This is a genomic window from Halococcus saccharolyticus DSM 5350, assembly GCF_000336915.1.
In the GTDB taxonomy this organism is placed as follows: Archaea; Halobacteriota; Halobacteria; order Halobacteriales; family Halococcaceae; genus Halococcus; species Halococcus saccharolyticus.
Genome location: NZ_AOMD01000033.1, coordinates 1 through 13,670, shown reverse-complemented (window position 1 = coordinate 13,670; position 13,670 = coordinate 1). Strand labels below are relative to the sequence as shown.

The 13,670-nt window shown below is 63.8% G+C and carries 8 protein-coding genes; 2 read left to right on the top strand and 6 right to left on the bottom strand.

Features of this window, described 5'->3' with window-relative positions; translation table 11 throughout:
* Position 1 precedes the first annotated feature (1 nt).
* Entirely contained in the window at positions 2-1,255 is a 1,254-nt protein-coding gene (locus tag C449_RS15715; protein ID WP_006079030.1) for a tyrosine-type recombinase/integrase, read from the bottom strand.
* A 259-nt stretch (positions 1,256-1,514) separates the two neighbouring features.
* On the bottom strand, positions 1,515-3,323 hold the full coding sequence (locus tag C449_RS15710) for a formate/nitrite transporter family protein (RefSeq protein ID WP_006079029.1): 1,809 nt from the start codon (positions 3,321-3,323) through the stop codon (positions 1,515-1,517).
* Between the two features lie 585 nt (positions 3,324-3,908).
* Between C449_RS15710 and C449_RS15705 the strand changes: the two genes are divergently transcribed.
* Entirely contained in the window at positions 3,909-4,691 is a 783-nt protein-coding gene (locus C449_RS15705; RefSeq protein ID WP_152415750.1) for a sulfite exporter TauE/SafE family protein, read from the top strand.
* 272 nt (positions 4,692-4,963) lie between these two features.
* Here C449_RS15705 and alaS read toward each other — a convergent pair whose 3' ends face one another.
* Positions 4,964-7,744, bottom strand: coding sequence for an alanine--tRNA ligase (gene alaS, locus C449_RS15700; protein ID WP_006079026.1), 2,781 nt, complete (start codon positions 7,742-7,744; stop codon positions 4,964-4,966).
* A gap of 145 nt (positions 7,745-7,889) precedes the next feature.
* On the opposite strand from alaS, the gene C449_RS15695 reads away from it, so the two are divergent.
* Positions 7,890-8,399 carry a TspO/MBR family protein gene (locus C449_RS15695; protein ID WP_006079025.1) on the top strand — a complete coding sequence of 170 codons (510 nt, stop codon included), beginning with the start codon at positions 7,890-7,892 and terminating at the stop codon, positions 8,397-8,399.
* A gap of 144 nt (positions 8,400-8,543) precedes the next feature.
* Here C449_RS15695 and C449_RS15690 read toward each other — a convergent pair whose 3' ends face one another.
* The 3 genes from C449_RS15690 to C449_RS15680 all read right to left on the bottom strand — a co-directional run.
* Entirely contained in the window at positions 8,544-10,166 is a 1,623-nt protein-coding gene (locus tag C449_RS15690; RefSeq protein ID WP_006079024.1) for a DUF4394 domain-containing protein, read from the bottom strand.
* Between the two features lie 222 nt (positions 10,167-10,388).
* Entirely contained in the window at positions 10,389-12,149 is a 1,761-nt protein-coding gene (locus tag C449_RS15685; RefSeq protein WP_006079023.1) for a Na(+)/H(+) antiporter subunit D, read from the bottom strand.
* The coding region (locus C449_RS15680) for a proton-conducting transporter transmembrane domain-containing protein (RefSeq protein WP_006079022.1) at positions 12,149-13,670 on the bottom strand (1,522 nt) is incomplete at its 5' end. The genes C449_RS15680 and C449_RS15685, both read right to left, overlap by 1 nt.

Here is a 13,670-nt window from a genome sequence, read left to right as displayed (position 1 = left end):
CTCACTCGAGCTTTTCGAGTTCGTCGATCAAGGCGCTCGCGAACGCGGGGTCGTTCTCCGCGGTCTCGGCCGCACTCGCCGCGGCCGCCCGAGCGTCGGCATCGTCGGCCTCGACCATGAACTCCCGCAGCGCCGACGACGTCTCGTCGGTCGCTTCGCTCGCACTCGAGGAGATCGGCGCAGCACACCCCGGGCAGAACGCTTCGCCACCGCGCAGCGGTGTCCGGCATTGCGGACACTCTTCGAGCGGTGGGCCCGATTCACCCCCGCCGTCGGCGGCGTCGATTCCGTAGTGATCGAAGACGACGTCGTTCATCTCCTCGTCGGTGACGCGCGAGTAGACTTCGAACATCCGGGAGTCCTTCTCCCAGCCGGTGCGGTGTTTGATCGCCTGCTCGCCCATGTCGTCGCGAATCCACTGAGAGATCGTGGTCGAGCGGAACAGCCGGGCCTCGATGCGGTCGGGATCGAGTCCGGCACGGCCGGCGGTCTCGGTGATGATCCGGCCGGCGTACTGCTGGATGAGTGCAGCGTCGTCATCCTCGTTCCACTGGCGCAGCTTGTGGATCAGGGCGGCGTCAGGATCGCCGGGCCGCGGGTGGACATCGATCCAGTTCGCGAGATATCCTCGCGACCAGGTGAGCGGCTTGGTCCCGTCGTCGCCCTTGACGTTCGCGTCCTCGTTGATGGTGACCGTCGCACGTCGGCCCTGGACGTCGACGTGTTGCATCTGGAGGGAGAGCACCGCGCCGATCCGGAGGCCGGTGTCGGCGAGCAGCGCGATCATGGCCTTGTCTCGCGGATTCGCGCTGGCGTCGAGCAGCGCACCGAGCTCGTCTTGGTCGATCTCGTCGTCGGGATCGTGACGGCGCTTCGGCGGCGCACCGACCGAAACGTCGTCAGCGAAGTCGAGATCGCGGTAGGAGAGGAACTTCCGAATAGCCTTCGTGTAGTTGCGGATGGTGCCTTCGGAGAGTCCGTGCTCGTCCTCGAGGTGGAGCTTGAACGCGTTGACGTCGTCGACGCTCCCGAGCTCGACCAGCGGTGTCGGGGAGCGCTCGGCGGAGAGGCGGAGTCGATTCAGGTGACCGACGACAGTCCCCAGCGAGTCGATGTCGGAGTCGTTGGTCCGGCAGTGGACGATGAAGCGCTCGATGGCGTCGCGATCGCGATCGTCGATGTCGGCCTCGTCGAGCCGCTCCATCTGACCGTCGTACTTGTCTCGGTAGCCCTGGACGTCGGTGGCGTCGACCATACACCCCCGGAAACACGTTTGGATTATCAAGGTTTGCAAGGTAGTCCTGGTGGGACTACTCACTTCTCCTCGTCACGCAGAGATTTGTTTGTCAGATTTGTCACACCCCGAACAGCCATATGAACGTGTCTGAAACTGACTCCAGCGACAGCGGTGCCCGACGTTCATTCCTCCGTTCGTGCTCATCACGGATGGAATCACCGATCTAGCAACAAATTGGGAAGTTCCGGATCGATTTCGACAACGTTTGGGACAGCAGTCACGGCCGTCCGAGCAGCCGTTCGAGAACGGTGCGGCCGCCCGGCCGCTCGGCGAGCAACACCGAGCAATCGACCTCGTCGACGACGTCGAAGTACAGCGAGTCGGTCACGAGCCGCGAGAGTAACCCTTCCTCGGTCGCCCCGATGAGCACGAGTGAGTGATCCACGGCCGCACGACCGATTGCTCCCTCGACGTCGCCGGAGTCATCGATCGTGAACAGGGCGTCGGTGAGGTCGTGGTCCGCGGCCCAGTCTTCGAGGAACTCCTCGCCAGCCTCGCGCTCGTCGGGACCGTCGACGACGTGAAGCAGCGTGATGTCCGAACCGGCGCTCGAGCGGAGCGCTCGCGCGACCTCGGCGCTCAGATCGGATGGCGGCCCGCCCGCGGTCGGCAGGAGAACCCGCGAGGCGTCGTGACCCCGATCCTTGAGAACGAGGACGTCACTGGAGAGCTGGCCGGTCAGTTCGTTGAGCGGGCGCTCCGTGCGAGCGGCTCCCCATAGTCGATCGGCCCCCCAGCCCATCACCACGAGGTTCGCGTGGTCGCGCGCCGCGGTATCGAAGATCTCCTCGAACGAGCGATGGGAGACGATCGTCGAGGTTTCACAGGGAACATCGTACGACTCCGCGGTCTCGCGCACGTATTCCATTCGTTCGTCGGAGTCGGCGACGATGCGTTCGTGCTGGTCGCGGTCGTAGCTCATCGACGCCTGTGGCGTCTGGACGATGTGGACGGCGTGAACGGTTGCGGGCGCGCGCTCGCTGGCGAGGAGGCACGCGAGCTCGACGATTCCGGATTCGGTGCGCGGGTTGCCGATCGGGACCAGTACCCGGTAAGAGGCGTCGTCGGGCACGGCCCCTTCCGCGGTGTCGAGAATCGGAACGTACGAACGACCGGCGAGACCGCCGAGCGCCCACTCCCGTATCGAGAGCTGGCGGTCAGCGCCCTCGAACCGGGCGGATTTGAGACGGTGTTCGGTCGTCTGGAAGTAATTGACGACGGTCACCAACACGATGCCGCCGAGGGTGTTACCGAGCAGCACTGGAATGACGAACTGCGTCATTCCGACGGTGAGACCGAGATCTCCCGCAAACACCAGATACAGCATTTCGGTGAACGAGACGACCACGTGAAAGAGGTCGCCCAGCGGGATCGCGAGAAAGGCCATGTACACGACCACGAGCCGCGAGATCGTATCGCGCGAGGCGTACACGATCCAGACGACGCCGGCGACGATCAACCCGGCGAAGACGGCTTTGAAAAACAGGGCCCATGCCGACGTCTCGATACCGTGCTGGGCGTGGTCGAAGGCCGCTTGCGCCGCTTCGGGCGAGAACACGCCGCCCCACGTGAGCGCAACCGCGCCGAGCGCACCCCCGGTAAAGTTGCCGGCGAGGACGATGAGCCAGTGACGTAGCAGTTTCGGAATGCTCGTCAGCCGTTCGAGGGTCAGCGCAACAGGCGGCAGCGTGTTCTCCGTGTAGAGTTGATAGCCGCCGATGATGATGTAGATAAATCCGAGAGGATACAGCAGGGCGCTCAACACCGGGTCGTCGTTCGTCGCGGCCGTCATCGAGGAGTAGAGCAAGAACGTGATGGTGATGGCGAAACCGGCGGCGAGCGCGCTGAAGAAGAGTTCACGCCTGCCGGAGGTGACTTCCTCGTCGGCTTCGGCGATGATTCGCTGGAAGACTTCGTCCGTGGAAAACCGATCGCGAACGACCGCCCCGGCTGCCGGAGCACCGCTTCTGGATCGCTCGATGGCATCCCGAACTGCCTCCGGGTCGGAGTCGTCTGCGTCGGCCATTGCCGAACGATGTTCGCAGTGGAACTAATCGTTTGGTGTTTGAAGGCGTGTTCTCGCGGAACACTGCTCTCACTATGGCCGTACTGCATCGCATATCCTTCTGTCACAAACGTGCGATGTGGCGCTGTTTGCAGCGATAGGGCGCTGCTTGCTGCGGTGTGGCGGACAAACTGTCCCCAGTGTTAAGATACCTCGACACTGTGTGTAGGGATATCAACCGAGGCGAATCCACGATGAACGAAGACAGCCATCAGTACTCCGGCGAGGAAACTGCAGTCAGCGATGACGTGAAGCGAGGTATTCACGCCGGAGAGTGCGTCCGTGGGTTGCTCGGAGTTTCAACCCCGGCGAGTGACCGTGGATCGCCACGAACGACCCGCGGGTTCGGGATCTCGCCACCGCTCCGTGTCGCTGTGGTGGTTCCCAGACCCAACCGTCTTGGAACGGACCACACGCAGCGATCGGCTTCTCGACCGAAACACGATCCGATCGGTAACTCTGCACTACAGCCGACGATTCACTGGAATCGTGCTGTTTCTCCGTGCGGTCGATCGACAAACGTCAAAGCAGGAACGCTGTAGCGATATGGTGCTCGGCGTTTCGACGGACGTTCTCGTTCCCATCGCGATCGTCGTGTTCTTCGCCGGAGCCGTTACTGGCGTGACTGGATTCGGCTATGCGCTCATCGGGACGGTCGGATCGGCAGCCGTCCTCGAACCACAGCAGGCTGTCGTCCTCATGATCATCCCCGTGTTCGTTTCGAACATCCCTCTCGTGCGCGAACTCAGTCGTGACCAGTTACGGACCTGTGGACGTCGATTTCTGCCGTTCATCGTTGCGGCCACCGTTGGAACCGTCGTGGGGATGGCCATCCTTCAGTGGATTCCGACCGCGCTGCTCACGTTTGCGCTCGGTGTGTTCACGGTAGGCTACGTCGTGTTCACACAGGACGTGGTCCCGATTCCGGGCAGGCGGTATGTCACGTCGAATACCTTCGAACAGCACCCGACCGCCCAACTCGGAATCGGCTTCGGTAGCGGGCTGATCTTCGGGGCGAGTAACGTCGGTGTCTCGATGGTGGCCTATCTCGACAGCCTCGACCTCGACCGGTCGATCTTCGTGGGTGTGCTCGCCCTGATTTTCCTCGGGATTTCGTCGATCCGCGTCGGCGCGGCATGGGTGCTCGATCTCTACGGTTCGGGGGCGCTCGTGTGGCTTTCGGTCGGTGCGGCACTCGTCGGACTCGTTGGCGTGGCGAGCGGCCAGCGGATCCGCCACCTGCTGCCGGAGCGATTCATCGACGGATTCGTGTTGGTCATGCTGATCGTCATCGGGATTCGACTCGTCGTTACCAGCGTCGGCGTCTGAGGGTGGGGTCGGTTACACCGACCGCTCCAGATCGCTCAAAAATCCAATTCGTGCGATCGGACGGTTTGTAGATACGCAAGCGCCGAACCTCACGGCCGATCAGGAGATTTTGTATCGCGATAAATAGTTTATCGACCGGTCTGCGTCCCTCTTTCAGTCCCGATAGTGCTGAGCGGTACTCCCTCGAAAGAACGATACTGTGGTCGACGAGCGGCCGAGGCGGTGTCGCTACTGGGCACGTACTCGATCACAGAAATCCGGTTTCAACCGTCTCAGGCGTTCAGCACTTGGCGAAGCACGTCTGGAGCCGCCTCGAGCGCTGTGTCCAACTCCTCGGTCTGGGGTCCGCCACCCTGGGCGAAATCCGGTGGGCCGCCACCGCCGCCGCCGACCCGTGCAGCCAGTTCGCCGACGACGTCGCCCGCGTCGATCCCAACGCCGTCCGGGACGGCGACGACGAACTGCGCGCCGTCGGCCCCACTCCCGACGACGGCGACATCACCGCTCTCGACGATCGCAGTCGCGGTCGCCTGGAGCTCGTCGGGATCGGCGTCCATCCGTTGGATCACGGCCGTCGCATCACCGAGGTCGACCTCCTCGCCGACGTCACCAGCTGCGCGCGCTTCGGCGAGCTGGGCCTCGAGATCCTCGATGCGTTTGCCGCGTTCCTTCCACTCGGTGAAGAAGCGCTCGGCGGTCTCGGGCACCTCGCTCGGCGTGACGTCGAAGGCCTCGGCCGCCCCCGAGAGTGCGTCCTCGGTGTCCTGTGTCGCTTCGATCGCTGCCTCGCCCGCCGCGAACGCGAGCCGCTCGACGCCGTCCTGGACGCGCTCGGTGTTCAGGAGCTTGATCGTACCGATGTCCCCGGTACGAGCGACGTGGGTCCCCCCACAGGCCTGGACGTCGTCGGCGACGTGGATCAGTCGAATCCGCTCGCCAGGTGGGATCCCTCCCTGGTAGAGATCGAACCCGTACTCGTCCTCGGCGTCGTGGCGGTCGGGCCACTCCGCGGTGACCGAGACGTTCTCCCGGACGATCGCGTTGGCGCGGTGTTCGATCGCCTTTGCCTGCTCACGATCGATCCGATCGTAGTGGCGGACGTCGATCCGTGAACGCTCGACACCTTTCTGTGCGCCGGCCTGACGGATGTGGTCGCCGAGCACCTGTCGCGCGGCGTGAATCACGATGTGGGTCGCAGTGTGATTGCGCATGAGCTGCTGCCGTCGTCCGCCGTCGATCCGACCACGGACGAACTCACCAGTGCCGGGATCGCCGTCGGCGTGATGGACGATCACGTCGCCCTCGCGCTGGACGTCCTCGACTTCCACGGTCACGTCGTCGGTCGACAGCGACCCGGTGTCGGCGGGCTGACCGCCGCCCTCCGGGTAGAAGAGCGTGCGGTCGAGCACCACGTCGTACCCGCCGTCGTCGCGCTCGAAGGTGTCAAGCACCATCGCCTCGAACTCCGTACGCTCCTGATCGTCGTAGTAGAGCCGTTCGGTTTCGGGGAGGTCGGCGATTCGATCGTCGACCGCCGCCTCTGCCGTCTCGTCCACCCCTTCGTCACCGTGTCGTTCGGCCACGAGGCTGTAGAAGTCGTCGGGCACCGATACCTCGGCACCCTTCTCGTGGGCGATCTCGGCGACCATGTCGGGCTGAATACCATGCGAGTCGTACAGCTCGATCAGTTCATCGGTGGGGATCGCCTCGTCGCGTTCGGCGTACTCTTCGGCGAGCTGGCGGACCCGTCGCCCACCGCGCTCCAGCGTCTCGCGGTACTTCTCGACCTCGGTTCGGACGATATCCCGCACTGTGTCCCGGTTTTCGTAGTCCAGCCGCTCGGCCTGCATGTCCACCAGTTCGTCGAGCGGTGCGTCCACGCCCACCGTATCGCACAGACGTTTCGTGCGTCGGAGCACCATCCGCGCGAGATACCCCGTCCCGACGTTCGAGGGCACGATCTCGTCGCCGAGCATGTACGCCAGCGTCCGGCAGTGATCCGCGATGGCGTAGATGGCTTCGAGCGGTTCGAGCAGCTCGCGGAGTTCGTCGACGTCGACGCCGATCTGTTCGGCGATCGTCCCGCGGGCGCGTTCTGCGTCCTCGGCCTCGTCGATGTCCATGTGCCCCGCGAGCGTCGCCGCCCGGGTGACGATCTCCTCCTCCTCGTCGGTGTGATCGATCCCGGCGTTTTCCTTCAGAAACGAGATCATGTCGGGGTAGATCGCCTCGTACACGGTGGGCGTGCCCTGGGAAACCCACGTCCAGCGTTCGAGGCCGTAGCCCGTATCGACGATGTAGGTGTCCATCGGCGAGTAGGTGTTGCCGTCTTTCAACTCGTACTCGCCGTCGGGGTCTTGCTCCATCGACATGAACACGAGCGTGGCGAGTTCGACACCTCGGTAGATGACCTCGATCGCGGGCCCGGCGTTGCCGCCGCCGACCCACGGGTCCTCGATATACGTGATCTCCTCGATGTCGACACCCATCGCCGCGAAGAACTCGTCACAGTACCGTACGGTTTGATCCTTCCAGTAGACCTCACCCTCGTAGGCGTACTGGTCGGGATCGTCGAGGTCCTCGCGCGCGTTGAACGCGTGGTGGGCCATCATCTCGAACGCCATCGTGTGACGGCCGGTTTTCCCGACGTTGTCGATGTCCTGCATCCGGATACAGGGCTGGCTGATAGTGAGGGGGTTCGCCGGTGGCGGCGTCTCGCCGGAGGTTACGAGCGGCTGGAAGTCGTAGATCGACGCCTGTGTCAGCAGCACGTCGTCGCGCCAGCGGTTCGCGGCCACCGGATACGGCTCGATCCGCTCGTGATCGTGATCCTCGAAAAAGGAGAGAAACGCCTCGCGCATCTCCTCCAGACTCTGCTCCTCGTCGAGGCTCGGGTTCCCGATGAACGCGTACTCCGCACAGGGCGGCTCGCCACAGGTCTCGCGATCCCCGTCGCGTGTCCAGAAGAAATCGCCACAGTCGGGACACTCCTTTCTGGTGAACCCCTCCTCCTCGAAGTACTCCAGTCGGTACTCGGCTTCGAGCGTACTCATGGTATCCCGTCATACCCGCGTTCGCCTAAAACAGTTGCGTACCGTTCACGGAGCGCCGATTCGTCGTCTCACCGAACGGTTTCGCGAGTGTAGCCGTGACCCAGCCCGACGGTAGCACTAACTGCTCGGCCCGCGTAGACGACCCATGTCGACCACCCACGACGGGCGGCTCGCGCTCCCCGAACGTCGACCACTCGTCACGATTGCGGGCGTCGTCGGGGCCTGCGTCGTGCTCGGTGCGGCGGGCGGGCTGATCACGGCCCCGCAGATCGAGACGTGGTACGCGACTCTCGACAAGCCGGGTTTCACCCCACCGAGCTGGGTGTTTGGTCCTGTCTGGACGCTGCTCTACGCCCTCCAGGGCGTCGCCGCGTGGTTGATCTGGCGCGCTGGTCTCGACCGCCGTATCGTTCGAATCGCGCTCGGATTGTTCACCGTTCAGTTCGTGCTCAATCTCTCGTGGTCGCCCGCCTTCTTCGGGCTCGAATCTCCGATCCTCGGACTCGCCGTGATCGTGCCGCTGTGGGTCGCGATCGTCGCCACCATGATCGCGTTCTCGCGCGTCGATCGCCGCGCCGCCGCCCTGCTAGTACCGTATCTCGCGTGGGTCACCTTCGCCACGGCGTTGAACTACGCGATCTGGACGCTGAACTGAGCCCGTCAGGCTCGTTTTGTGGGGATGACGACCGCTAGCTGGCTGTCTCCTTCGACTCGCCATTGGACCGCTGAGCGACGAACGACGGCGGCGTCAGCCGAGAAAAGCTCGCTGAGCGCCGAGATAAAAATCGTAGAAAGGTGACTACTCGGAGACGATCAGCGGGTTGACGATACCGAGCACCTGGTCCATGTTGCGTGCCATGTCGAAGGCGTTCGGCATCGAACTGCCGGGAATGAGCGCCCTGAAGTAGCTGGTGTGGCGCGCCTCGACCGAGTGGATCGACAGCGCCGCTGCGACCACGTCGTCGTTTTCGATGAGCGGTCCCGCACCGGCGTACGCCGACGTGCCGACCGCCTCGACGCGGGCGGAGAACTTGACGAACTCCTCGAGGTTCGAGTACGGGAACTCGTACTCGGCGGGTTCGACCGGCGTGCCGCCGAGATCCTGAATCGTCTGGGTGAGCGCCTCGACGTGGGCCTCCTCGTGATCGCGAACCGAACTGATCTCCTGGAAGGTCGCGTACCGGAGCTTCGGATTCGCGAACTGCTTGCCGATGGCGTCGGCGTTCTCGACGTCGCTCTCGGAGTACTCGTCGAGGAACTCGTTGTAGTAGGCGGCTTCGAGGTGTTCGAGCGCCAGCGCGAAGTTCAGGATGTCGACGTCGGTGACGTCGCCCATGTCACCCATGCCATTCGCGTCGCCTTTGTCGTCCTCCTTGGCAACGGGCATCGCCGAGCCGACTTCGAGATCGATGCGGTAGAGTTTGGTCTCACCGTCGACGGCGATCAGCGCGTAGGCGGCTCCGTCGGTGCCGGAGATGTCGAAGCCGTTGACGGCGTTGGCATCGATCCCGAGGTCGCCGATGGTGATCAGTCCGCTGGTGGTGTCCGAGTCCGGATTCGCGTCCTGCTGGACGAGCACGTCGAGATTGCTGTCGATATCGTACAGCGTCGTATCGCTCGGGTCCGCGACGCTGTTGGTGTACCCCGCGGCGCTGAGCTGTGGGGCGGTGCCGGCGTTGTCGTCGCCGTCCATGTAGAACGTATCGGGGTCCTGCCGGACGATCGAGCCGTCGTCGGCGCTCGTGACGAAACTGTCGCTGTCGGTCGTCACGACCCGAATCGCGTCCGCGACCGGGTTGAAGTCGAATCCGATACCGTCGATGAGATCCGTATCGGGGTAGTCCGCCGACCCCACAGTATTGGCTGAGACCGAATCTCCGGATTTGCTCGGCATCCCGATGGTGTAGAGGGTGCCGTCCTCACCGAGTGCGTAGAGCTTGCCGTCGGACGGGCGGTAATCGATCCCGACGAGCAGGGTGTCGCCGCTCACACCGTCGATCCTGCTGCTCCGATCGGTGTAGATCGCACCCGAGTCGAGATCGACCGGGACGAGCGCGTTCGCGGTGCCGTCCTCGACGGCGACCAACGCGACCGCGTGTTCCATGTTCGCGTCCTTCTCGTTTTTGTCCTGCTTGGAGGGGACGAGCGTGAGACCATAGACGGGCGGCTGGTGGTCAGCTGCCGCGGTGCCGGCACCGAGCGTGCCGAGCGCAACCGCCGTGACACCCGCTTTCGCCGTGTTGCTCATGAACGATCGCCGATCCAAGGCGCTGCCAACACGAGTAAGCAGGCCCTGTGTCGTCTCGTTCTCACGATCGATATCGTCCTGTTCGTGGGCTGTGTTGTCGAACTCGAACTCACCGAGGTCGGCGAAGCTCTCGCCCGCTTCGATGCGTTCGGCGATTGTATCTTCGGAAGCCATTGGTGGTTCCACCGGTCATTCGATCGATCGGGGTCGTCAAAGGCCTATTCCGAACATTCGCCCGGATCGTTCCGAATCGATACCCATCTCTGACCCAAATTGGAGCGGTTCCACTCACGCCGCGTGAGAGTTGCCGTTCCTGTTGAGCGTGGAACTGTGTCGCCGTAGGATTGGATTCACGGTCTCGTGGTCCTCCCTACCGATCGACAGTCTGGTCCGGGATCAGGCGAACATCAGTACGAGGACACCGACGATAACGAGCGTCACAAGCGCAACGCTCGTGCCAATATCCACTCTCAGCTGGATACTATCTCGCCCCGTGAATCGTTCTAGGACTGCTTCTGGATCTCTCAGTATGTCGCCGACGAGACCTGTTGCTGTCGCAGCCGTCCGGTCAACGACGGCGTACAACTCCGTAATGCCGACGACGATCGCACGCGTCCCGTACAGCGCCGCCGGGTTGTACAGACTGTCGATGTCGGGAACGTGACTGATCGACGACAGTGGCTTCTTGATGAGCACGAAGCCGACGAGACCGATTGCGGCGAGCACCACTCCCTCCACGACGTGATCGACCGTGTAGGTCACGTACACGTTCGAGACGACGGACGCGTCGGTCACGTCGAAGGGGAGCAAGGCGAACAGTGCACCGTCGAAGATGCCGTAGAAGATACAGAGCACGGCGAGTGAGACCATCGCGACGGTCTGGCCACGGTTGGCGTCGGCGACACTATCGTCGTACTCGCCGTGGAAGAACGCGTAGTAGCCGAACTTGATGAACGAGAGGAAGGTACCGACACCGCCGAGGAGCAACAACACCTCTAGAGTGTGGAAGTCACCGAGTGCGACGGGACCCGCTGGGAAGTCGTAGTGGCTCGCCGAGATGATGATTCCCTTGCTGACGAAGCCATTGAAGAGCGGGAACCCCGCGATAGAGAGTGCAGCGACGGTGAACGCGGCTGCCGTCACGGGCATCTCGCGACCGAGCCCGCCGAGTTTCTTCAGACTCTCCTTGCCGGTCCGGTAGATGACGACGCCGGCGGTCATGAACAGCAGCGCCTTGTAGAGGATGTGGTTGAAAACGTGAGCCATCGCACCGGCCTGACCGAGTGCCGTCCCGATGCCGACGCCGGCGACCATGTAGCCGACCTGTGACTGGATGTGATACGACAGGAGACGGCGCATGTCGTTCTGGAAGAGCGCGTAGGTCGCGCCGAAGACGGCCATCAGCCCACCCATGTAGGCGATGGCGACGTTGCCGTCGGGGAAGGCGCGGTACATCCCGTAGACCCCGGTCTTCGTCGTGAACACGCACAGGAAGATGCTCGCGGCGACGTGTGGGCGCGGATACGTGTCCGGGAGCCACGCGTGAAGACCGATGAACCCGACGTTGACCCCGATGCCGACCGCAGCGAGGACGGGGGCGACCCCCCCGGCCATCCCGCCCGGCGCGGCCGAGAACAGGAACGAGCCGACCTCCACGTAGTGCCAGACGACAGCGCCCAGCAGGAGCGTCCCACCGAGACCGTGCAACAGCGCGTATCTAAATCCTGCACGCACCGCTCGGCCGCCGTAGTGCCAGACGAGCAGCGTGCTGGTGACCGCCATGAGCTCCCAGAAGAAGATCAACGTCAGCCAGTCGCCGCCAAAGACGGCACCGAGACTCGTCCCGACGTACGAGAGTGCCAACGCGGTCTGGAGTGACGACGCCTCGGTGTACCACGAGTAGAGGACGGCCACTGCGCCGATGAACCCGAAGATCAGCCCCATCAACGTCGAGAACGGATCGACGTTGTACAGCACTGCCTCGAATCCGAACAGCAGCACCTGGAGGTGCTGACCGCCGGCTGTCAGCCAGACGTACGGCACGACGACGCCCGTGGCGATGATACCCAGCACGTGACCGGCGCGCCGCCCGAGGAACGGGAGCACCGCAGCAGCCAACAGGACCGGCACGAACGGCGGGACGACGGGGTCGACCATCAGACGACCACCCCCGTCACGTTCTCGACGATCAGGCGCACGATCTGCAGGAAGACGGCGGTATCGGGGACGACACCGAGGACTATCGAACCGGTCATCGCAAACAGAATCGGCCCCAGCATGAACCACGTCGACTCTTCGCCGTTCCAGCGACGGTGTTCCCACGCCAGAGCGGCGTCGTCGCCGTGTTCGGGGCGGATGTGTTCGGCGGCCTCCCTGTCGTCCGCAGCGCCCTGTCCCTCGTGTGTCTCCGCGTAGCCGTGGTCGTCGCGTTCGGCCTCTGCAGGAGCACTGTTGGTGTCGGGCTGGGGGTCGGTCTGTCTCTCCCCGCCGTCCGTAGCGGTGTCGTGTCCGCCGAACCAGCCGCCGAGGCTGTTCTCAACGACGGGCTTCTCGTCGGCTGTTCCCGGAGACTCGAAGAACGCGGTGTAGACGACGGGCCAGAAGTACGCGATGTTGAGAACACCCGAAACGAGCAACGCAGCCGTGAACACGATGTCCCCGGCCGAGATGGTTCCGATGAGCAAGAAGTACTTGCTGACGAATCCGGCAACCAGTGGAATGCCTGCCATTCCCAGCGACGCCACGCCGAAGGCGACCATCGTCAGCGGCATCCGCCGCCCGATACCGGCCATGTTGCTGATGTCGTCTGTGTGGGTCTCGACGTGGATCGCCCCCGCGCAGAAGAACAGGGTGAGTTTCATGAACGCGTGTGCCGGGATGTGCAGGAGGCCGCCAACGAGCGACAACGGGTTGAGGACAGCCAACCCGAGGACGATGTAGGACAGTTGACTCACCGTCGAAAACGCGAGCCGCCGCTTGAGGTTGTCCTGGCGGAGTGCGATGACGCTCGCGACGACGAGTGTGAACGTGGCGACGGCTGCCAGTGCGATTCCCACGCCGAGGCTAGCGGCCAGGTCGGGACCGTACACGTCGAGGATGACGCGTGCGATGCCGAACACGCCCGATTTGACGACTGCAACCGCGTGCAGGAGTCCCGAGACGGGCGTCGGGGCGACCATCGCGTCGGGGAGCCACGAGTGGAGCGGCATGAGCGCAGCTTTCACGCCGAATCCCGCGGCCAGGAGACCGAACGCGGCGCGAGCCACCACCGGATCGGCACTAGCGAGGGCGGCGATGCCCCCGGGTGTGAACGCCGTGGTTCCGGTGGCCCAGAACACCAGTAGCGCTCCGGCAAGCACCGCGACGCCGCCCCCGAAGGTGTACGCGAGATACTTCCGACCGGCTGCTCGTGCCTCGGCGGTCTCGTCGTGTGCGACGAGCGGGTAGGTCGCCACCGTGAGCAACTCGTAGAAGACGAAGAGAACGAGGAGGTTGGCAGCGAACGCGACCCCGATCGCTGCGGAGACACTGCCCGCGAACGCCGCGAAGTACCGGGTCTGGTGGTGTTCGGACAACCCACGCATGTAGCCGATGCTGTAAAAGCTCGTCACGAGCCACAGCAGACTTGCCAGCAGTGCGAAGAGGATACCGAGCGGATCGGCTCTGAGAGCGAACTCC

What these genes read in the sequence shown, in the direction of transcription:
- C449_RS15685 (WP_006079023.1), bottom strand. Translation starts at nt 12,149, where the DNA reads ATGGTCGACCCCGTCGTCCCGCCGTTCGTGCCGGTCCTGTTGGCTGCT.
- C449_RS15705 (WP_152415750.1), top strand. Translation starts at nt 3,909, where the DNA reads ATGGTGCTCGGCGTTTCGACGGACGTTCTCGTTCCCATCGCGATCGTC.
- C449_RS15710 (WP_006079029.1), bottom strand. Translation starts at nt 3,323, where the DNA reads ATGGCCGACGCAGACGACTCCGACCCGGAGGCAGTTCGGGATGCCATC.
- C449_RS15690 (WP_006079024.1), bottom strand. Translation starts at nt 10,166, where the DNA reads ATGGCTTCCGAAGATACAATCGCCGAACGCATCGAAGCGGGCGAGAGC.
- C449_RS15715 (WP_006079030.1), bottom strand. Translation starts at nt 1,255, where the DNA reads ATGGTCGACGCCACCGACGTCCAGGGCTACCGAGACAAGTACGACGGT.
- alaS (WP_006079026.1), bottom strand. Translation starts at nt 7,744, where the DNA reads ATGAGTACGCTCGAAGCCGAGTACCGACTGGAGTACTTCGAGGAGGAG.
- C449_RS15695 (WP_006079025.1), top strand. Translation starts at nt 7,890, where the DNA reads ATGTCGACCACCCACGACGGGCGGCTCGCGCTCCCCGAACGTCGACCA.